At 48.3% G+C, this 20,716-nt stretch carries 19 protein-coding genes; 1 reads left to right on the plus strand and 18 read right to left on the minus strand.

What is annotated here, in order from left to right; translation table 11 throughout:
• Window positions 1–222: 222 nt before the first annotated feature.
• The 14 genes from I4W93_RS08595 to I4W93_RS08660 form a co-directional block, all read right to left on the minus strand.
• Window positions 223–1,215, minus strand: a complete 993-nt coding sequence (locus tag I4W93_RS08595; protein WP_205309818.1) for a polysaccharide lyase family 7 protein — start codon at window positions 1,213–1,215, stop codon at window positions 223–225.
• A 68-nt stretch (window positions 1,216–1,283) separates the two neighbouring features.
• Window positions 1,284–1,907, minus strand: a complete 624-nt coding sequence (eda, locus tag I4W93_RS08600) for a bifunctional 4-hydroxy-2-oxoglutarate aldolase/2-dehydro-3-deoxy-phosphogluconate aldolase (protein WP_205309819.1) — start codon at window positions 1,905–1,907, stop codon at window positions 1,284–1,286.
• 48 nt (window positions 1,908–1,955) lie between these two features.
• Complete coding sequence (locus tag I4W93_RS08605; RefSeq protein WP_205309820.1) at window positions 1,956–2,888, minus strand: sugar kinase; 933 nt, start codon at window positions 2,886–2,888, stop codon at window positions 1,956–1,958.
• A 4-nt stretch (window positions 2,889–2,892) separates the two neighbouring features.
• Window positions 2,893–4,212, minus strand: coding sequence for an MFS transporter (locus I4W93_RS08610; RefSeq protein ID WP_205309821.1), 1,320 nt, complete (start codon window positions 4,210–4,212; stop codon window positions 2,893–2,895).
• Window positions 4,209–4,559 (minus strand): cupin domain-containing protein, encoded by a 351-nt coding sequence (locus tag I4W93_RS08615; RefSeq protein ID WP_205309822.1) that lies wholly within the window; start codon window positions 4,557–4,559, stop codon window positions 4,209–4,211. The genes I4W93_RS08610 and I4W93_RS08615 overlap by 4 nt, the downstream gene beginning before the upstream one ends.
• Before the next feature lie 5 nt (window positions 4,560–4,564).
• Window positions 4,565–6,778 carry a heparinase II/III domain-containing protein gene (locus I4W93_RS08620; RefSeq protein ID WP_205309823.1) on the minus strand — a complete coding sequence of 738 codons (2,214 nt, stop codon included), beginning with the start codon at window positions 6,776–6,778 and terminating at the stop codon, window positions 4,565–4,567.
• Between the two features lie 6 nt (window positions 6,779–6,784).
• The gene (locus I4W93_RS08625) at window positions 6,785–9,055 is read right to left on the minus strand and encodes a polysaccharide lyase 6 family protein (protein WP_205309824.1); all 2,271 of its coding nucleotides are present in this window, start codon (window positions 9,053–9,055) and stop codon (window positions 6,785–6,787) included.
• 129 nt (window positions 9,056–9,184) lie between these two features.
• Window positions 9,185–10,063 (minus strand): NAD(P)-dependent oxidoreductase, encoded by an 879-nt coding sequence (locus tag I4W93_RS08630; protein ID WP_205309825.1) that lies wholly within the window; start codon window positions 10,061–10,063, stop codon window positions 9,185–9,187.
• 632 nt (window positions 10,064–10,695) lie between these two features.
• On the minus strand, window positions 10,696–11,061 hold the full coding sequence (locus tag I4W93_RS08635; RefSeq protein WP_255604612.1) for an arsenate reductase/protein-tyrosine-phosphatase family protein: 366 nt from the start codon (window positions 11,059–11,061) through the stop codon (window positions 10,696–10,698).
• Window positions 11,062–11,077: 16 nt separating this feature from the next.
• Window positions 11,078–11,566, minus strand: coding sequence for a phosphatase domain-containing protein (locus tag I4W93_RS08640; RefSeq protein ID WP_205309827.1), 489 nt, complete (start codon window positions 11,564–11,566; stop codon window positions 11,078–11,080).
• A gap of 27 nt (window positions 11,567–11,593) precedes the next feature.
• The gene (gene arsB, locus I4W93_RS08645; RefSeq protein WP_205309828.1) at window positions 11,594–12,610 is read right to left on the minus strand and encodes an ACR3 family arsenite efflux transporter; all 1,017 of its coding nucleotides are present in this window, start codon (window positions 12,608–12,610) and stop codon (window positions 11,594–11,596) included.
• Window positions 12,611–12,657: 47 nt separating this feature from the next.
• Complete coding sequence (locus I4W93_RS08650) at window positions 12,658–13,062, minus strand: arsenate reductase ArsC (RefSeq protein WP_205309829.1); 405 nt, start codon at window positions 13,060–13,062, stop codon at window positions 12,658–12,660.
• 10 nt (window positions 13,063–13,072) lie between these two features.
• Window positions 13,073–13,423, minus strand: coding sequence for an ArsR/SmtB family transcription factor (locus I4W93_RS08655; RefSeq protein WP_205309830.1), 351 nt, complete (start codon window positions 13,421–13,423; stop codon window positions 13,073–13,075).
• A gap of 292 nt (window positions 13,424–13,715) precedes the next feature.
• A complete protein-coding gene (locus I4W93_RS08660; protein WP_205309831.1) occupies window positions 13,716–15,800 on the minus strand; it encodes a TonB-dependent receptor plug domain-containing protein in 2,085 nt (694 codons plus the stop codon).
• 117 nt (window positions 15,801–15,917) lie between these two features.
• Between I4W93_RS08660 and I4W93_RS08665 the strand changes: the two genes are divergently transcribed.
• On the plus strand, window positions 15,918–16,358 hold the full coding sequence (locus I4W93_RS08665) for a Cd(II)/Pb(II)-responsive transcriptional regulator (RefSeq protein WP_205309832.1): 441 nt from the start codon (window positions 15,918–15,920) through the stop codon (window positions 16,356–16,358).
• Window positions 16,359–16,413: 55 nt separating this feature from the next.
• On the opposite strand, the gene I4W93_RS08670 is transcribed toward I4W93_RS08665, so the two are convergent.
• The 4 genes from I4W93_RS08670 to I4W93_RS08685 form a co-directional block, all read right to left on the minus strand.
• Window positions 16,414–18,033: an NADP-dependent glyceraldehyde-3-phosphate dehydrogenase gene (locus I4W93_RS08670; RefSeq protein WP_205309833.1), complete on the minus strand. Its 1,620-nt coding sequence runs from the start codon at window positions 18,031–18,033 to the stop codon at window positions 16,414–16,416.
• A 343-nt stretch (window positions 18,034–18,376) separates the two neighbouring features.
• Window positions 18,377–19,333: a sugar kinase gene (locus I4W93_RS08675; protein ID WP_205309834.1), complete on the minus strand. Its 957-nt coding sequence runs from the start codon at window positions 19,331–19,333 to the stop codon at window positions 18,377–18,379.
• Between the two features lie 9 nt (window positions 19,334–19,342).
• A complete protein-coding gene (gene eda, locus I4W93_RS08680; protein WP_205309835.1) occupies window positions 19,343–19,999 on the minus strand; it encodes a bifunctional 4-hydroxy-2-oxoglutarate aldolase/2-dehydro-3-deoxy-phosphogluconate aldolase in 657 nt (218 codons plus the stop codon).
• On the minus strand, window positions 19,999–20,716 hold a 718-nt coding region (locus I4W93_RS08685), incomplete at its 5' end, for a mannitol dehydrogenase family protein (protein ID WP_500808179.1). The genes I4W93_RS08685 and eda (I4W93_RS08680), both read right to left, overlap by 1 nt.

Genomic DNA, 20,716 nt, shown 5'->3' on the forward strand with positions numbered 1-20,716 from the left:
TACATTATCTGTTTGAAATATAACCAAACAGAATCCACATATCAACCAATTATTAAATTAAGATGTTACCAATATTAATTACCAATGAAAAATCACAAACTTACAAGGTAAAGCGCAAAGCTAAAAGCAGCACGAATGAACAGCCAAAAAAAACGCACAAATTGGTTTACCAATTTGTGCGTTGATTGCTAAGTATTAGGAGAGAGAATTCAACTAAAATTGCTAATTATTGTGCTGATTATCAAGATGATAGAAAGTCGCTTGCACATAATCCCTGGGATCACCGCTGTTGTTTTGGTTATACACGCCCGCTTTAAAGTACATGTATTGATTATTGCTGTGGTAGCCACTCTGGCTAAGATCCAGCGATTTAGTAATATTGGCTTTGTTGGGGCGAATAATAGTGACAAACAAAACGCTGTTTTCCACTGTAATTTTATAACTGAATTTCTCGTTCAATCGAATACCGTCTTCGGGGTCTGAAAGTGTATGAGAACGTGAGCCGATAATATTGACCCAGATATCATCGCCGCCATTTATCTCATGGGCAAAGTAAATGGAACCCTTTTCATTATTAGGGAGTTTACGGTAGTAAAGACGCAGGGGCTCATCGTCTGTTGCATGGATCTGACCAATAATCACCCTACCCACCTGTCTCTCGTCACCTGTTATCGACACCCTGTTAACGGCAAGTGTTGCTTCCAGGCTGCCTTCAATCGCGCCAGCATTTCGTTTGACCGAACCGTGTACTTGGCTGAATACCCAGTTATTCTTGGTTACGCCTTGCGTCTTTATCTGCGTTTTGCCGCGCCTGAGCATTTCGCGCAATTCCGTTCGGGCATACTTGGTATTGCTCGAGGTTTTGGCGCCTTCATTGGGACAGGCGAACACCATGCCGCCATCCTCTGCGGTGTAAAAAAACGGTTTCAGCTCAAATCCATCGGCCAGTGCCCGCTCGTATACAATGTCTGCTTTTTTATCTTTGTTCAGATCCGTCGGCAGGGTAAGACTCCAATCCAGCAAGTCAAAATTTTCACTGGGCTTTTTCGTGGGATCCAACTGGATAAAATTCCCCAGCAGCACCCCTTGCTCTAATTGTTGATGGGATAGTGGCATCACAATGCTTGTTTCATTTCCATCGCTTTCACTGGCGTAACTGACGAATAATGGCAACAACATTAAGCACAGCGCCAGCATAACGTTTATTGTTTTCATTGTTGCTCCTTTTGCTCTGCCAAGACCGCACCTGCTTTAATCTGAGTAACTGACTGGCTAATCTCTGATTATGGTCTGGTCAGTGCTTGCTGGCAGGCTGCTGTGATGGCTTGCCAATTACCCTGTTCAACCCACTCAGCAGCTGCAACCCAGGTCCCACCTACCGCAAAGACATTACTCAATGACAAAAAGTCCTGCATATTTTGCTGATTGACGCCACCCGTCGGACAAAAACGAATCGACTGGAAAACCGACGACATAGCCCGCAGGAAGGCCGCACCACCCGATAAAGAAGCCGGAAAAAGTTTCAATTCTGCGTAGCCATGCTCATACGCCAGCAAAATCTCACCGGTATTGGAAACCCCAGGTAGCACCGGTACTTTACAGCTGGCCAATTCAGCCAATAGCGCCGCCGAGACAGCCGGGGTCACAATGAAATCCGAACCTGCTTCAAGTGCCTGATTCAGGATGCGGGCATCGATCACTGTGCCTGCGCCGACTATAAGTTGGGGTACTTCCTGCTTAATCGCGGTTAAAGCAGCAAGAGAGGCGCTGGTCCTCAATACCACTTCGACCAGCGTAATACCGGCATCGGCCATAGCCCGGGCGATTTGAACACCTTGTTTGGGCGATTGAGCTTGAATAATTGGTAACAATGTCTGTCCTGACATCAGTTCAGAAAAGCGGGTCATGTCTGAATTTCTCTTCAATTAATAGTAAATGTTGTTTTGCAATAATAGCTATATGCCTGCTTCAGACATGGCTTGTTTAAATGCGACTAAAGGTGCTATCGCGCCCGGGTGTTGTATTACCGTGCCGGCAGCTTTGGCGCCTAGTTGTACCGCGTCAAAGACGTTTTTTCCTGACAACCGCGCCCCAAGATAAACGCCGTTGAATGCATCACCAGCAGACGTGGTATCTACAACATTGGTGACAGGGGTGATCTGGTGGCTGTGCCGCTCAGTGCCGGTGAGTGTGATAACCGATTTCGGCCCGTCTTTTACCACGACTTCTTCCAGATTATATTGCTGGCAAAAGTCAATCGCTTCCTGCGCAGACTTAATGCCGTAAAGTACGCTCAAGTCTTCGACACCAGGTAAGGCGATATCACTTAAGTGAAAGGCTTTGTTAAACTGTGCAATTGCATCGTCTTTGCTAACCCAAAGCTGCGCCCGGTAATTGGGATCAAACACCAGCTTTACACCGGCCAATTTCAAGCATTCCAGTTTTTGCCAAAACGCGTCCCGACTGTCTTCGTCAATAATCGCCAGTGGAATGCCTGAGAAAAAAAACATGTCCGCTGCGGTTAATTGTTCAACCACATCATCGTTAAGAAATTGGACGACTTTCTTGGCTGCAGAATCGTTACGCCAGTAGGTAAAGCGCCGCTCGCCGGCGCTATCGGTTTCAATGAAATACATACCCGGTACTTTGCTTGGATGCTGAAACACAAACTGTGTATCTAATTCCTCACGCTTGAAGCGGGTAAGCATTTTCTCACTAAGCCGGTCGCGACCAATAGCGGTGACCATTGCTACGGTTATGTTTGCAAAGCAGCGCTTCATATATACCGCTGAGTTGTATACATCACCGGCGAACGACTGCCCCATCGTCGCGTCATCCAGTTCTCTGAGTTCAACCATGCACTCACCGAAAAAATATATCTTCGTCATGTTTTTACTCAGCTTTCTTTAAGGGTTTCTTTAAAGGTTCGATGGTGGGGATCAATATCCACACAGCGGCAACTGCAGTAATCGCCAGCACAGCACCTATCACGAACGCCGGTGTATAATTTCCGTCAGCGGTGAGGTAAGGAACCAAAGAAGTCAGCCCCACTGCGCCTAATTTAGCAGCCATGCCAGAGAATCCTGCCAGGGTACCCACTGCACTCTTGCTAAAGAGATCGCTGGGAAGCGTTTGCACGTTGCCAATAGCCGTTTGAAAACCAAATAAAATAACGGCCATAATTAACACGGCAACTACTGGCGCTCCGGGGTTAGCCATTGCAAGTAATGATGGCAACATAATAAAGCAGCCTAAGGTGATGGTAAGTTTACGGGTTTTATCTGCGCTCCACCCCGCGTTCAGCCTGTTCTGGGCTAGCAGGCCACCAAACCAGGCACCAAGCATAGCGCCCACATAAGGCACCCAGCCATAGATACCTATAGCCTGAACATCCATACCGTAAACTTCATTCAGGTAAATAGGGATCCAGAAAACAAATAACCACCAAATCGGATCGATGGCGGCAGAGGCAATAATCACCCCCCAGCTTTGCTTGCGGGAAAGCAGCTCTCTGGTAGTAGGATTATATTCCGCCTCTTCTGGCAAAGACGCCTGCTCCGGCGTTAGTTTGCGTTTTTGACCGGTGAGGATATATTCGCGTTCTTCTTCAGTAATCCATGAGTGCATGGCAGGTGGCGCCTTAACCAAAATCAGCCATGGAATCAGCCAGAGAAAACCCACCAGACCGATAATGATAAAGACCATTTGCCAACTGAAATAAACGGTAAGAAACGCAATCAATGGGATAGAGACAATGCCACCAATGGCAGCACCTGAGTTAAAAATCCCCTGAGCTAATGCGCGCTCCTTGATCGGAAACCACTCGGCATTACCCTTGGTTGCACCTGGCCAGTTACCCGCCTCCGCAACCCCAAGAATCGCCCTGAAAATACTGAAGCTAAGCAAGCCTTGCGCAAATGCATGAGCAATGGTGGCCAATGACCATACACCGATGGAGAGGACGAAACCGATCCGTGTTCCCACCCAGTCAAAAATCTTGCCGAAGATCGCCTGACCAAAGGCATAGGCGAAAACGAACACCACAGAGATGTTTGCATAAATTTGTTTGCGTTCCAGCGCCGATTTGTCAGGAAATAGATCTTCTACAATAGCAGGCCAGAGTACACTGAGTGATTGGCGGTCAATGTAGTTGATGATGGTCGCCAGCGCGATCAACATCACTACCCACCAGCGTAAACCTTTAATTTTCATGATAAGTCCTCAAGAAAGTCTTCTCTGGGAGGGCTGAAGGTGTCAATCAGGATACCGCCGGTCGGACACACTGCACCGTGCTCCACAAAGGGAGGGATCAGGCAACTGTCGCCGGGTTTCATCACTGTGATTTCCCCACCGATATTGAAGTGAAATTCGCCTTCTTCCACATAGGTCACCTGTGAATGACGATGTTTGTGTACATAGCCTTCAGCCCCCTTGGCAAACCAGACTTTGACCATCATTAGTTCTTGGTTATAACCCAGCATCTGACGTTTTAAGCCACCACCCACATCTTCAATCTCAGCTTCAGCTCCAGAGATAAAATGGTTACTTTGCTTACTCATATGACTTACTCCTCATCATCGTTTAGTGCAAAAACAGCCAGTCGGCGGTTAATGGAAAACGATCGGTCTTGATATTGAAAATCTTGCTTGATTGAACCCTCTGCGGCTTGGTTTATAGCAATCAAATATGGCAAACCCGCAATAGTGATATCTACCAACAGCACTTCACCTTGTTGGCTATAGCCAAGCTCAGTTACCTGACTCTCTGCTTCCAGCGTGTATTCTTTGCCAGGATTGTATTCGCCGTGGGGTTCAAGGATAGAAATAAACCGGTGTTGCTTGTTGTTCTTTACTCTACGGACGAAAGCCTGTTCATTGCGTAAATTAAAGTTTGGATCGCTGGCACCTAACTGGGTGAACAGAAACTCCTCCTGGCCATTGACCAAACTGGTATGGGTGTAGAAGCGACCGTTTTCATTCAACCAGGAAACCTTCGCCAGGCCCTGCTTGGGTAAACCACGGCCTTTAAGCCAGAGATGTTGATAGCCATTTTTAGCGCCCAGAGCCGACAGCTGACCAGTATTAACCGCCAAGCTAAAGTTGGTGTCGATAAGCTGGCCCAAATAATGTAACGGCAGATCCAGTTGATGCGCTTTGGATGAGACAACATCGAACAGATCCAGCACTATGGTTTTTTCAAGCTCCGCCAGATTAACCAGAGCCATGGTGCGTTTTAGCTCAACACCCTGGTAAGCCGTATCAATTTTCGCACTGGACACAGTGCCGAGCTCACTGGTCTCAAAGAAATGAAGTACAGGGGCATTTGCGTTACCTACCTCAACGTCACCGTTAAAGTGGCTGGTTTCATCCACGACCACCGTATTGTGGGCAACCGTTTGTTTAGCGTAACTCTCGTTTTCAGGCAGATAGCGGCCACCAAATTTGGCCTCAACATTAAGGAAACGCGCCGCACCATAATCAGACACAATTTCCTCGCCCTGGTCATAAAACTGCCAGGTGAGCTTGTCAAAGTGCCCATGGCCCAAGCCCTGGGCTGCAGGTTTAAACAGCACGGCCTGATCGCCCGCCAGCTGGCTGCGCATAATTACCAGCGCCCCTTGCTTACCATCACTGCCATCGCCAAAGGCAACAGAGTTAAATTGATAAGATGCGGCCAGCCCTTTGTCCAAAGCCTGCGCTACCTTTAAGCCATCGCCGGAAAGTATGATCTGGTCTTGTTGTTTAGCGATATCCAGATAACCAGGCGCCTGCGTGAGGCTGTATGCCAGAGCCACGCCATGCACCAACTCGATAGTGTCGATACCCTTACTTTTTATCGCATCGTTGATGGGGAAGAACAGCCCGTCATAACTCAACTGAATAGTGGTATCTATGGCTTTTAATACAATTCCGTCCCGGTACTGAAAAATCTTTCTTTGCGGCTCGTTATTCTCAATCGCTTTGGCAAAGGTAACAAAAGGTAATAGCGCATACCGCTGATAATAAGGCCCTTCATTGTAATAACCCTGCGGCGAGAACAATTCATCCAGTTGCTTTAAAAAACCGCCTTTGCCTGATTTCTCCAGGTCGTAAAGCGCTTTTTCAACCCACTCCGGCTCGTTCATCACATAACCGGCCATACCGACCCCGGCTGTGGCCCAGGTACCATGGTTATGCACTTTGTTAAACGTAGAGGGTTGGCCTTCTGACAAAAACAGCGCCACAGGCTTTAGCAGCTTTGTTTCGATGCTAGCAATGTCTTGGACGCTTAGCGCAGCGTAAATTAAATCGTAAGCTTGGATGGTATAGACCAACCACACGGCCTCATTTAAGCTTTGCCAAAAAAACTTGCCAGGATTTTGTGACTCCACTTTGCGTGCCGGGTGCAGACCCAGTGTCGGGTACAACTGTGCATAAGCCAACAACATGTCCCGTACATACTCTGCATAAGCTTTATCTTGGCTAAGCTGATAAATAATGCCGGCGTTGTACATCAGCTGATAATTATTCTTATGCTGCTCATGGGTATAGCCCCCGCCACCGTCCTTGGGTACAGGAACAATGATGGGTTGGGCCACTTGCAAGTCGACCTGAGCTTTCAGATCGCTATATGCTTTGGAGAATTGCCCCGGCTTAGTGATGGCCTTGCGCATTTCGAGCACATCGGCTGCTGTAATAACCAAATTAGGATGAGCCGCCTGCGCACCAAATGGCAGTAAGATGACAAAGGTAACCAGTATCAGCGATTTTACTTTTGACCGGAATATTGCAATGTTCAACTGCGGTTACCTCTTCTCAGTATTTACTGTTTTGTTATCATCAACGACTGCGGTATGCGGCCCGTCAACTCTGAGCTCCGTCACGCTGGGTGCCGGGGTCGCGTCAAAAAGATTGCCCTTAATCACCGTTACCGGCTCACCTACCGTATGCTCAACTGTTATTGGCGCAGAATTGACCAGAGTGTTTTGCAAAATGTCGGCAATCTGCACGCCGTGCAAATGGAGACTGGATTTATTCTTGTTGCGCGAGCCATAACCAACTTTGTTTAACGTGTTGTTTGTCATCAACAAAAGCGGTCCGAAGGTACTTTCATCGGTGCCACCACGATAAAGTTTCACCACAGCACCCTGCACATTGTTAAAGGTATTGTCTTTAAGCGTGACATACTCGGCGTTATAAATGCCCAAATCTTCAATTTCAGTATTCAGACGCAGAATGTCGCCAGTGACATTTTCGAACGTGTTACCCATAAGGGTTAACTCATCGGCAAAAGCGCCCTTGCCCGTGGCGAAGAAATCGAACGTATGGTTGATATCCAGCTGCAGAACGTGTGAATTCAGCATTACAAAGCGGTAGTTCTCCACCATGCCCCATTTTTGCGTGCGAACCACAGTATTGCCCGCCGAATCAGGACTTTGTGCCCCTGAGATAGTTAAGCCCTCGAGTTTCAAACTGCCGCCATCATGGATTTCAAATAAGGTCGAACGCTCAAAGGTCAACTTGGCCTGGCCTTGCTGTGCCGCTTTTAACGTTAGGGTTTTATCAATCTTTACCAGTGTCGAGATTTCATACAGGCCATTAGCCAGCACAATAACGTCGCCTTCACCTGCATTTTTTATTGCCGCTAACAACGCCTCTGCGCCCTTTTCAACCCGATGTGTTTGACCTGAATCGAATGCGGTTACTGCAGGCAATTTCGGATACCAATTGACACCCGTGTCTTGTTTGGCCAGTACTTTCAAGTCGCGCTTGGCACCAGCACTTAGCTTATCAATCGCGGGATACAGCAGGCCGTTTTCAGCTTTTTCAAGGACAAGCTCCTGATGCTTAACACCGTAAGCCAGTGCTTCAGGCACCACAGTATTGGCAAGGTTGCCGGAGAGCTTTATACCGCTAACATCATCAAACAGGCTGAAGGGTTGCTGTTTATTGGTATTGATTATCAGGTTATCTTTCATCACTGAGTTAATGGGCACTGCTGTGCGCTCTGCATCGCTACCGGCCGCCAGGTGGATATGGTCGACGTCAATAAAACTGTTGTTGACGATAAGGGCGTTTTCTACCTGATGATAGCGGTTGATTGACGAGTTAGGGACGCCATTTAACACCGTAAAGCCACTACCAAAGCGATACCCTTTCAAGCCTTGTAAATAATTATTGCGAACCACCTGATCTTTGTTGATAACACGTATGCCACCGGTGTGATCCACGCCATTACCGAAAAATATGTTCTGCTCGACGATATTACCGTTGCCATGGCGCAGGGTCAGCGTGCCGCGGGCTTCAAAGAACACGTTACCACGCAGGGTATTTTTGCCGGACTTTATCGAGATAATTTCTACTTCACCGTTAGTGTGTTCGAAGTAGTTGTTTTCAACCAAGGTATAAGAATCAGTAAGCGAATAATGGCTGGTGCCGATGCGCAGTGTTTCGCCACCATTAGAGCCAAAGGTTGGGCGATAACCAAAGTAGTTATGATCAAGCTGGTGATGGTTTTGCTGACTGCTTTCGCTATTCAACCTGACAGCAATGGTGACGCCTCTATTACGCTTACCGACGAAATGACTGTGGTCTAAACGGTTATGTTGTCCATACAACGCTACCCAATAATCCGATTCTTCTTTATCCGGATTGTTATAGTTATCGATGACTACTTCCGTCACCCTTGAGTGGAAGGCTAGCTCTTTACTATTTTTGCGAAATTCAATAACTGCACTACTGGGGGTATAGCCGTTTTTAAACACCAAGCCTGAAACGTGAAGATACTGACCGGCCAACCTGAGATTAGACAGGCCTGAAAGTATCACCTGCCCCTTGGTTTCTGCCGTCAACGTTATGGGTGCATCAGCCCGGCCCTGCCCTTCCAGCACTATCTCAAAGTCTGTCCAAACGGCATTTTTCAAGATGATCTTGTCACCTGCGACCAGTTTCGATGCAATCGCTTTGTAGTCGTCTTTGCTCGCTACAAAATATTCAGTAGCGAGTGCAGTAACTGACACCGGAAGCAATATCAGAGCCAGGCAAAGGTTTAGCAGATAATCTTTGAATAAACGCATTATGGTTTTTTACCTCAATACTGAGATTCGCTTCATTGCTGTCGGGCACGAAGTGAGAGGGTTAGTTCCTGCGCTAACAAGCTCCATCTCATTAGCACCTGATCCACAGTCGACTTTTCGCCAACCACTCTATTTGCCAAGCGTGCGGTAATAATCGAAGATCTCCGGCACGTTGCCGTTGCCCATGCCGGCATCGAATGCGGCTTGCAAATCAGCAGATGATCCCCTGGCAATCTTTGACTCAGAGCCAAGGTCTTCAACCATTTTCAGGAAATAGCCCAGGTCTTTGTTAGCATTTGCCAGTGAGAACCCGAGGTCACTGACATTGTCCACTGCATAGTGCTTACAGAACTTCATAAAAGGCGAACTGGAAGGTCCGGTCGACATAATGTCGAACAGTTGTTGCCGATCAACACCGGCACGATCAGCGATGGCAAATGCCTGAGACATAGCACAAACGGTCGTCATACCAACGAAGTTGTTGATAAGCTTTGTGGTGTGCCCCGCACCCAACCCGCCAAGGTAAAACACGTTTTCACCTTGATCTTGCAGCACGGGCTTCACTTTGTTGAATGTCTCCGTATCACCGGCAGCCATAATATTCAGTAATCCATCTTTTGCATGTGCCGGTGTACGACCCAGCGGGGCGTCGATCATTCCAGCACCTTTCTTCGCCAGGTCAGCACCAATTTTGTGCGTTGATGTCGGAATAGAGGTACCAAAGTCCACCAGCACCGCGCCTGCTTTGATACCAGCAAGAATTCCGTCTTCACCGTAAACCACTTTTTCAACAATAGCAGAGGTGGTTAGACAGAGCATGACGATATCAACAGATGCTGCCAGTTCCTTTGCCGAGCTTGCAGTAGATGCCCCCCTGGCAACACAGGTCGCAACTGCATCTTTGTTAAGATCCATTACAGTCAGCTTATAGCCTTTCTTCTGTAGATTTTCGACCATGTTGCCGCCCATAAGGCCGAGGCCGATGAAACCGATCGCTGGTTTTGACATTATTCACCCCTAATTTTGTGCTGCACTGACAATGGTGCGAAGAAACGTTTGTACACCACACCGCCATGTGTTGTTGCATTGTTGCAACGAGTAAATGCTGTTGTAGAACCGAATAGGTACCGGCCGCAAATTGCTTGACCAAAGCCATAAACTGACCACTCAGCATGACAGCAAAACTATTAACTTATTGCCAATTTGTCAACCAATATTTTGACGGCATTTTAGTGAAAGAGCTTAAAGATAGCTTACCAAAAGTAAGTAGGATTGAAATGCTGCTCCCCAATAACTGTCCGACTAAACCCCAAAAAGCGTATACATCGCCCATCAACCAGTTGTTATAAAAGGAAGTTTAGATATGTTGCTTCAAGTCGTGAGATAGAGGGAAAGGTAGCAATAGAAACCAAGCAATCCGGCCAGAATAAACCTTGTGGTAATAACTAAAATAAAATATTGGTAAGATATCAACTGAAGCTTGGCAACCACTTGAAAGCTTACTCAACCCATATAAGGTGGTATTTTTAGTAGTGCATGGTGAACATTGTTAAATTCGGGTGCAGAAGTAGCTGACTTGTCGTTAATACCCCAAGTCTGCTACTAAATGCAGATGGAATTAGGCGAAATTTGAGGGCTGTTTAATTAAATTCTTTGTCATAGAGAAGAACAAACATTTTCAGCCTGTCAGCCAATTCGTGAATGGTCGTATCAAAAGCTTTGATTGTCTTGCCAGCTTTAGGATCAGGGAAATCCCAACTTAAAATATGCGTGGCAGTTAAGCCCTGAGCACACTCCTGTTTAGCTTTGTCACAAAGAATTATAGCGTAATCGATTTCAGTATTTCCTAAAGCGGCAAATGACTTTGAGCTGAGACCTTCTGTTTTAAAACCATGCTGTTGCAGCGCATTTATAGCACGCTCATCAGGTTCAGTTGGCGCTGTCCCTACACTGAATACATTAAAGCGGTCGTTGTACTTTTGACAGGCAATGGCTTCTGCCATCAATGAACGGGCTGAATAATCAACCGGTAAATTTTGCGAAATAGCTTTGATGCACCGGATGGAGCAACGCCTTAGGTCGAAGCTGTTGCACTAAAGCTTGCGCTTCGGTTTTGCTGTAACCAAGCTGCGTCATTAATATTGCCGCCATTAGCCCGGTACGGCCAGAGCCGCCCTTGCAGTGAATAGCCACTTTCTTACCTGCTTGCAGCAAAGCCAGTATCGACGCTTTATAGTCGGCAAATGCCGCTTCAAATGCCTGCTCTGGCGCACAATCATCCTCTATCGGTAACTGATACCATGCTAAGCCTAGCTCTTTACAGATAGCGTCAATGCGCGCTGCGTCATTTTGCTCTAGTTCATGTGTTGGCATCAGTGTAATGACGGCTGCCGCGCCAGCAGCTTTAAGCTGACCAATGCTGTCAAACAGACTTACGCCTTTGGTGCCCGGACAAGGTGTGAACATCAGCGTGCCAGTGCTTAGCTCCAGATAATCAAATGGGTGATGCATAATATTTCCCTAGTCAGTTAAAAAGCGTCAGTTAAACCAGTGCCGGGTTCGATTAGCAAACCACACCAGCGACAACATCACCGGCACTTCAACCAGCACACCGACCACCGTTGCCAGTGCAGCGCCGCTGTTTAAACCAAACAGCGCTATGGCAACTGCCACGGCCAGTTCAAAAAAGTTAGAGGTGCTAATCATGCAAGCCGGTGCTGCAACGTTGTGCGGTAAGCGCATCTTCTTCGCTACAGCATAGGTAACAGCAAAAATGCCATAAGTTTGAATAAGTAGCGGTATAGCGATAAGCAGAATAACCAGCGGCTTGGCGACTATGGTTTGCGCCTGAAAACCAAACAGCAGCACAACCGTCGCCAATAAACCAATGACCGACCACGGTTTAACCTTAACTAAAAAAGTTGTAACACGCTGCTCTGTGCCGCCTTTATTAAGTTGTTTGCGCGTAGCTACACCAGCAATGAGTGGCAACAGCACATATAACAGTACTGACAATAAAAGTGTTTGCCACGGAATAACAATATCGCTTACGCCCAACAGCAATGCGGCGATGGGGGCAAAAGCAAAAATCATAATGATGTCATTCACAGACACCTGAACCAGTGTGTAATTGGCATCACCTTTTGTCAGTTGGCTCCAGACAAACACCATTGCTGTACAGGGCGCAACGCCGAGTAAAATCATACCGGCGATGTATTCATTGGCACTTTGTGGATCAACCCAGCCGGCGAAGAACACCTTAAAAAACAGCCAACCCAGTGCGGCCATGGTAAAAGGCTTCACTAACCAGTTCATCACCAGGGTAAGCACGATGCCCTTGGGCTTTTTGCCTACGTCTTTAATTGCGCCGAAGTCTATCTGCACCATCATTGGATAAATCATTAACCAAATAAGCAATGCCACCACTAAGTTAATCTGGCCGTATTCAATCGCCGCTATCGCATGAAACAGCCCCGGCATCAGGTTGCCCAGCACAACACCGGCAGCAATACTTAGCGCAACCCAAACTGATAAATAACGCTCAAATATACCCATATATAACGCAATACCTTAAGTACATAATCTTATTAAAAAACAAAAAGCTACAACGATGCTGTTAACGTTAGAACATACTGCTTTATTCCATCTCTGGCGATACGAAAGCCCTGCAATAGCTGCTCTGGGGTTTCCCGGCCTGCGGAGGGTTCATTAATCGGCCAGTGCATACGCTGCACTTTGCCCAAAAATACCGGACACACTTCTTCAGCACACAAGGTAATTACTGTATCCACGGCACTGCTGTTGATATCCTCAACCGCTTTTGAATAATGCGTGCTGATATCTATGCCTAATTCTGCCATCGCCTTAACCGCATAGGGGTTAAGTGTAGAAGGCTGGGAGCCGGCACTTTGCACCACGATATTTGCTGGTAAAAAATGTCTGGCTAACCCCTCGGCCATCTGACTACGGGCGGAGTTTGCCACGCACAGAAAGAGAATGTTCTTCATGGTTGCACCGTTATTTACACATCAAGGTGTCGCTTGCTGAGACGCAGCACACATCATCATTAGTGACCTGGCTGCTGGCAATTTGCTGTAACAAATCCAGTAGCGGCAATAACTTTTCACGATTAAGGCTGTAACACACTCGCGGGTGCTCTATTTCACCTGTAACAATTTCAGCTGCTTTTAATATTCGCAAGTGCTCCGACACGGTTGATTGAGCAAGCCCAACTTCACTGGTGATTTCACCACCAATGCAGGATGATTTACTCAGCAGCAGACGGATAATTTGTATACGGGCAGGATGCGCAATCGCTTTAGCGATAGCGGCCAGCTGTTCATTTGTAACTGAATTGAGATTGTTCATAAGCACCAATATCGTTATTCGACGATTAACGAATATAGTGATAGGTTAGACAGTAGTCAAGTTCAGAATGCCATCAGAGTTAGTAGATCAGGTGTAAGCATAAAATTAGCTCAGTGAATAACGGCTTATGGCACAGGGCTGACGTTGCAGCCCTTTCTATGCCCGCACGATATAAAGCACTTTTGACGGTACGTTTTTTAGCGTTACCAGCTCGTCAGACTGTTTCTTGCAGCAGCTGTCCGTTCGTGTACGCTATGCCTGGTTCATAAAACGCAATACCGTGGCGGTTGGCTTAAGAGCCAAACTTTACTCTCACCCCGGCATTGACAATAAAGCCATCGTTGCGTGACCAGATATCAGTGGTCCACTGACCGCTGGCGGCGCGATTGGGTAGTAGCATCGGATGCTCATCGGTTTGTTTTACATCCAGCAGGTTTTCCAGATTAATAAACCAGCTAAAACGGCCAACAGTAATCTCCCCCATTAACCCCAGATGCCAATAGGGTTTTGAGTAGTCGGTAAAAGGGTTGTCGTTTAGCCGCTGTACGCCGGTGTAATAGGCTTCAAAACCAGCTCGGAAATTGCCGTGTTGTTCCCACATCGCAACAAAACCCGCTGAGTGTTTTGGTGTCAGCGCAATGTCGCGCCGTGATAACGCACCTGCTACTTGCTCTGTCGCATCCAGATATAAGTAACTGGCGGTCAACTTTATGTCTTGCCAGTAGTACCTAAGCAGCAGTTCAGAACCACGGATCTGACTCTCACCCTGCGCATTAACCAGCCGCACCCTATTGGGCAAGCCAGTACCGTTGGATGCAAAGCTTTCCAGCGTAGTGACGTTTTTAATATCTGAGCCAAACAACGTTAAGCTGCTTTCAATATCGTCATAGGTATAAGTAAAATCTATCGACGCCGTTTGCGCCGATTCTTCGGCCAGCTCACCCAGCGCTTCTAAACGCGATAACCCCGCCGCTTCAATTTCTTCAACAAAAGGCGTGGGGGCAAAATAGCCCCGGCCATAAGAAGCCCGAATGGTTAGATCACCGGGGCGATACAGTAAGGACACTCTGGGGCTAAACTGGCTGCCAAATTCGTTATGCTGCTCTAGCCTGGCACTTACCGAAGCTGTTACCTTGGGGTTAAACACATAATCTAACTGCGAAAACAGCCCCGGCACCTGATAAGAATAGTTAAACGCAGAAAAGGTGTCTGACATAAACTTATCTGCCTGATAGGCTGCACCTATTACCCAGTCGGTGTGGTCACTATAACCGGCGATACTGCTTTCCAGCAGGTAACTCTCGTGCTGGTCGTCCTCTGTCACAAGCCCGTAACCATGCAAGTGCTGTTGTTTCATGGCCGAAGCTCGGGTGTTCAGTGTTAAGGTGTCAAACACCGGCATGTTAAATACCAAACCGGCATCCAGCCGCTCAGAGTCTTGAGTTTGCGAAAAAGCTTCACCGTTTGACACAGTAGCACCGGGCGCAGTGCCACCACTGCGACGCTCTGACATCACGCCAATAGTGCTGTATAACGTCTGACCGTTATCACCCCGCCAGTATAAGCGTGGTCGCAGGGTATAACGCTCATATCCGGCCAAATCTATCCAACCATCCTTATCAATATCGGTAGATGCCTGATGATGAACACCACCGGTAAGTGAGCCCTGCATATTATCAATCAGCGGAGTTTCAATGTAGGTAGTGAAATCCTGGCCATCGCGACTGGTGATATTAAGTAGCGCCTCGCCATTCAGCGTATCGCCCGGTCGCCGGGATACCAGATTAATCACGCCGCCTAACGCTGAGCCACCGTATAGCGACGATGCCGAGCCTTTGATAATTTCCACCCGCCCCAAATCCGTCGGCGGAATTTGCAGCAAACCAATCGATGCAGCCTGATTACCATACAGTGGCAAGCCATCTGCTAATAATTGGGTGTAACGGCCATACAAACCTTGCAAGCGAATATTGGCACTGCCCAACGCAGGTGACGTGGTTTGCACTCTGACACCGCCGGTCTCTGCCACCAGCATCGAAATATTGCCTGGGCGCATCGCGGCTTTTTCTTCTATTTCTTCGCGGTTAATCAGTTCAACCCGTATTGGTTGCTCATCAGCAATGCGCCCTGAACGGCTGGCCTGTACCACAATCTTTTCAATGTTTTCATGTTTATGCTCGTCATGATGATGTTCATCGTCATGATGCTCATGCTCATGCTCATGCTCGTCGTGTTGCTGTTCGCTAACTGTTATATCAGGGCTGTCAACTAACGAACTGTCCTGCTGCACTGTTGCCGCCTGCACAGTAGCAGCCTGACATGCCATCACTGCACCAAGTGATATTAATAACGTTGTTGTATTTAACGCTTTTGCCATGTTTGTACCCGTTGATTTACTCGGTTTTGTTCAACTTTAACGTATTAGCCGCCGTAAAAACGGCAGCGCAATTATGTTAAGCTGCAGCTTAAAGATTCTAGTAACTGGAAGGTCAAGATGAAAATCAGTGCGCTCGCCTGTATTACGCAGGTTCCAGCAAAAACGATCCGCTATTACGAAAGCGTGGGGTTACTTACTCCGCCGACGCGCGAAGCAAACGGTTATCGCTATTACAAAGGCAGTGACGTGGAAACGCTCGTCTTTATCAGGCGCTGTCGTGAATTGAATATTCCCATTGATGACATAAAGCAGTTGGTTGACGTTAAGCAAAACCCGCAAGCATCCTGCACTACTGTAGACAATATCATTATTGAGCAGCTAGCCAGGGTGCGGCAAATGCAACAGGAGCTGAGTCAGCTAGAGCAAACACTGTCTCATTTAGTGAACTCATGCGAAAGTGAGAAAATTCAGGATTGCTGCATCTTGCAAAGCCTTAACTGCACGGGATGGCCATCCTTCGGGCGCTGCCAAGCTAACGTGTTGTTAGGAAATATGTAAAGTAGGAGCTAGTAGTTTTTCTACTAGCTGTATCTGCCAAAGTTTTTACTGCAAATCAGAACAAAAAGTCCGTCGCCAAAAAGCGCGAACTGCGCGAGCTGACCATCTGACGAATAAAATCAACATCGCCATCCTGATACTTGGCTGCCACCAGTGTTGGTGTCGAGAACTGACGCAGCGCATCAACCACTGACAGCGTGCCCTCTGCAGAGTCTTTACGGCCATTAAACGGAAAGCTGTCTGGCCCACGCTGACATTGGGTATTGATATTAATGCGGCCAACCTGATTGGCAAAAATATCAACCAGCTCACCCACCTGTTGTGCATTCTGGCCGAAAATACTCAGCTGCTGACCAAAATTGGAATTCACCACATAATCAATCACATCGTTAATATCATCGTACGGCACTACCGGCACCAGCGGGCCAAATTGCTCTTCACTGTAAAGCCGCATGCTGCTGTTTACCGGGTAAAGCAGTGCTGGCATAAACAGCGACGCTACCGTTTCACCGCCGCCAGAGTTTTGCAGCTTGGCGCCTTTACTAAGCGCATCCTGTAGCAGCTCAGTTAAAAAAGCGGTTTTACCCGGCTCTGGCAGTGGCGTTATTGCCACACCAGTTTGCCATGGCATACCGGCTTTTAGTTCAGCAATCGCTGCACCGAGCTTTTCAACCAGTTCAGCAGCACAGCTTTGGTGCACAAACAATATTTTTAATGCGGTGCAGCGCTGACCATTAAACGACAAACTGCCGGCGACACATTCTTTTACTGTGCGCGCCATATCGGCATCCGGCAGAATGATTGCCGGGTTTTTCGCATCCAGCCCCAATACAGCCCGTAGCCGGTGTGGCTTGGGGTGCATACGTTTTAAATCGCTGGCACCTTTGTTGGTGCCGATAAAGGCAAACAAGTCTATCTTGCCACTTTCCATCAACACGCCAACCGTTTCGCGGCCACGGCCATAGATGATGTTGATCACACCAGGCGGAAAACTTTGCTTGAAGGCCTGCAGCAGCGGCTGAATGAGCAGCACACCGTATTTCGCCGGTTTAAAAATGACGGTGTTACCCATAATCAGTGCCGGTATAAGGGTGGTAAAGGTTTCGTTCAGCGGATAGTTAAAGGGCCCCATACACAATGCAACACCCACCGGTACACGGCGGATTTTACCCAGGCTGCCCTGCTCAATAACAAAGTGGCTGGCGTCTCTGTCCTGTTGTTTAAGCGCCGCTATGGTGTCGCGGATATAGTCGCAAGTGCGGTCAAATTCTTTCGCTGCATCGGGGTAGGTTTTGCCAATTTCCCACATCAGCAGGCGGATCACTTCACTGCGTTGCTGCTGCATTAAACCGAGGAAGGTTTCAACGTGCTGAATACGCTCCAGCACCGGCATTGTTGGCCAGGCACCACGACCTAAGTCATAGGCTTTTACTGCGCTGTCTAACGCTTTTAGTGCCGTATCAGCATCGAGCAAGGGCGTATGCCCCAGCACCACTTGTTGTAGCTCATTGTTGTGTTCACTGCGCAAATATACCGGGCTGACAACCGGGCTTAGTTCGCCTTGCCACTCTGTCAGCTCACCATTTAGCAGATATTCACGCTGGGTGATCTCTTTGCTGTGGGCAAATTCGGCAGGTATATCTGCTGCCCGGGGAAAAACCTGTACTACACTCATGCCTTGCTCCTTGTCTAACAATAATTGCCTTGGTTGTTAGTCAGGGTCAGATGTGACGCTTGTCCGGCTTTGGCCGGATCTTATGCTTTTCGCTTTTAGTGCTGTTAACTGTTTCCGGTTACAACACCCGATGTGCTCGCCACAGCAACTCGCTCGCTTTCGCTCACTCAGACACTCTGTGGCTGTGCGCTTCGGGGTTCCAACCTGCTCTGTTTGTGATGCCGGAAAAAACTAAGCAGACCGTCTCCCGCATGGATGCGGGAGAGGAGCCCCCACGGATGGGTTTACGGCGTGTCTGCGTGTTTTATTGCGGCGTCACCAACCACCAATACCTAGCAAACACTCACTTGGTAAACACTGAAGGCCGGTTCTTCGCCCAGAAACCATTAAAGTGCTCTTTGCTGACAATGGCACCAGTGTGCTCTACCACGAAACCCGCCAGACGCGCAGCAAACTTCACGGCATACTGCGGTGCTATACCGCCCAAACGCGCTGCCAGATAGCCGCCGTTAAAGGAATCACCGGCTGCTGTGGTATCCACCACTTTTTTCACCGGGTGCGCTTGCGCAGTAAAGCTATTCTGCTCAAAGCGACCGTTTATGCCATTTTTGCCATCTTTAACGATAATTTCATTCACACCCAGCTGTGCCAGCTGCTCTACCACATCGTTGGTGGTTTGCGCGCCGAACAATACCTTGTGATCGTCCAGGCCCGGCAGGGCCACATCAGCTAAGCTGTAAGCCTGAATAAAAGCAGCCTTGGCTGCGTCTGCATTCGGCCACAGCGCCGGGCGGTAATTCGGGTCGAAAATAATCTGGCTGCCATCAGCTTTTAACTGCTTAACCAGTTCAAATAATTGCGTGCGGTCAGCGTCAGATAAAATCGCCAGCGTAATACCGGAGAAATAAAACATATCGCAGCCTTTCACCGCGTTATAACTCAGCTGGGCGTTAAAGCATTGCATTACCTGTTTAGCAGCTGAGCTGTCGCGCCAGTAGACAAAACTGCGTTCGCCAAAAGCATCGGTATTAATCATATACAGGCCAGGACGGGCAGTTTTAGTGCGCAGCATCAGGCTGGTGTCGATTTTCTCCCGCTCTACCGCCCGTACCAGTTTGTCGCTGATAAGGTCGGTGCCAACAGCAGTAAAAAACTGCACATCAACCGGGTTTTCGCAGGTGCGCTTTAAGTACACCGCAGTATTAAATACGTCACCGGCAAAATTCTGGTGATAGACATTGTCGACCAGCTGATACAGCTCGACCATGCACTCGCCCATTATGACTATACGTTTGCTCATGCTTACTCCTTAAGCGGCGCTTTTTAACTGCCTGGCAATGGCCGTTGCTGCAGCAGCCAGTTCGCTGATTTGCTGCCATTGTTTATTTTTCACTAGCGTAGCCGGAGTAAGCCAGGAACCGCCAGCAACAAATACGTTTGGCAATGCTAAAAAATCCGCCAGATTATGCTGACCAATACCGCCGGTAGGGCAAAACCGTACCTGCTGAAACACGCCACTAAGTGCTTTTAACATCTCAATGCCGCCGGATAAATGCGCCGGAAAAAACTTCACCTCGCGCAGGCCATATTCATAGGCCAGCGCGATTTCAGACGGTGTCGCCACGCCGGGTGCCAGTGGCAGGCCGGTGGCTATCATTGCTTCCAAAAGCTTTGGCGTGCTGGCCGGGCTGACCAGAAACTGCGCGCCGGCGTCTTTGCAGGCATTGGCATCATCGGCTGATAATACTGTGCCTGCACCAACTAACAACTCAGGCAACTCGGCACGGATAGCACTGATAGCCGCTAATGCCTGACGGGTGCGCAGCACCACTTCTACCGAGCCAATGCCGCCATCAGCTAATGCTTTGGCTATCGCAACCGCTTCTTCAGAGGTGTCGGCCTGAATAATGGGTAATAACGCCGGACCTTTTACCACAGACGACAATAACGGGGGTAAAGACAACATCAGGCTTCTCCTGCAAAGGCCAGCAAGGCGCCGGCCGGATCATTAACTAATTGATGGTAAGCGGCCTGAACTGCAGCAACGAAGCGGGTGTCTGCAGCTAATACTGCCGGGAATACTGCACTGACGGCTAAAAACAACGCTACATCATGCTCTGCCTGGCCATTACACTTTGCGGCTACAGCCAGTAATGGCTCAGCCAGCGGGTCGACCAGTTTTTCGTTATCGCTAAAGCGCTTAACAATAAAGCGGCACCAGGCTGCAATGGCAAATGCCAGCTTATCGATCGGTTTACCTGCGGCTAAGTTGTCGCTGATCGCCGGCAGAATACGCATTGGCAGTTTTTGTGAACCGTCCCAGGCAATTTGCGCCAGCAGATGACGGATGGCCGGGTTACGGAAACGCGCCAGAATGTCGTTACTGTACTGCGTTACATCAAGCTCAGCCGGCGGCGTGAATGATGGCATGATCTCGTTGTTGATCATCTGCTGCACAAAGCGGGTTAACGCTTTATCCTGCATTGCATTAAACACTGTTTCATAGCCAAGCAGGCTGCCGACATAGGCCAGCGTGGAATGTGGCGCATTCAGCAGGCGCAGTTTGGCTTTTTCAAACGCTGTAACATCCTGCGCATAAATCACGCCGGCTTGCTGCCAGGCTGGCCGGTCGGCCGGTAACACATCTTCAATAACCCACTGCACAAAGGCTTCACGCTTGATT

Source organism: Rheinheimera maricola, from assembly GCF_016918075.2.
In the GTDB taxonomy this organism is placed as follows: Bacteria; Pseudomonadota; Gammaproteobacteria; order Enterobacterales; family Alteromonadaceae; genus Alishewanella; species Alishewanella maricola_A.

Coding starts and splice junctions, on each gene's coding strand:
- I4W93_RS08675 (WP_205309834.1), bottom strand. CDS start 19,333: ATGAGCAAACGTATAGTCATAATGGGCGAGTGCATGGTCGAGCTGTAT.
- I4W93_RS08655 (WP_205309830.1), bottom strand. CDS start 13,423: ATGAACAATCTCAATTCAGTTACAAATGAACAGCTGGCCGCTATCGCT.
- I4W93_RS08665 (WP_205309832.1), top strand. CDS start 15,918: ATGAAAATCAGTGCGCTCGCCTGTATTACGCAGGTTCCAGCAAAAACG.
- I4W93_RS08640 (WP_205309827.1), bottom strand. CDS start 11,566: ATGCATCACCCATTTGATTATCTGGAGCTAAGCACTGGCACGCTGATG.
- eda (WP_205309819.1), bottom strand. CDS start 1,907: ATGACCCGCTTTTCTGAACTGATGTCAGGACAGACATTGTTACCAATT.
- I4W93_RS08650 (WP_205309829.1), bottom strand. CDS start 13,062: ATGAAGAACATTCTCTTTCTGTGCGTGGCAAACTCCGCCCGTAGTCAG.
- I4W93_RS08615 (WP_205309822.1), bottom strand. CDS start 4,559: ATGAGTAAGCAAAGTAACCATTTTATCTCTGGAGCTGAAGCTGAGATT.
- I4W93_RS08595 (WP_205309818.1), bottom strand. CDS start 1,215: ATGAAAACAATAAACGTTATGCTGGCGCTGTGCTTAATGTTGTTGCCA.
- arsB (WP_205309828.1), bottom strand. CDS start 12,610: ATGGGTATATTTGAGCGTTATTTATCAGTTTGGGTTGCGCTAAGTATT.
- I4W93_RS08670 (WP_205309833.1), bottom strand. CDS start 18,033: ATGAGTGTAGTACAGGTTTTTCCCCGGGCAGCAGATATACCTGCCGAA.
- eda (WP_205309835.1), bottom strand. CDS start 19,999: ATGTTGTCTTTACCCCCGTTATTGTCGTCTGTGGTAAAAGGTCCGGCG.
- I4W93_RS08605 (WP_205309820.1), bottom strand. CDS start 2,888: ATGACGAAGATATATTTTTTCGGTGAGTGCATGGTTGAACTCAGAGAA.
- I4W93_RS08610 (WP_205309821.1), bottom strand. CDS start 4,212: ATGAAAATTAAAGGTTTACGCTGGTGGGTAGTGATGTTGATCGCGCTG.
- I4W93_RS08625 (WP_205309824.1), bottom strand. CDS start 9,055: ATGCGTTTATTCAAAGATTATCTGCTAAACCTTTGCCTGGCTCTGATA.
- I4W93_RS08630 (WP_205309825.1), bottom strand. CDS start 10,063: ATGTCAAAACCAGCGATCGGTTTCATCGGCCTCGGCCTTATGGGCGGC.
- I4W93_RS08660 (WP_205309831.1), bottom strand. CDS start 15,800: ATGGCAAAAGCGTTAAATACAACAACGTTATTAATATCACTTGGTGCA.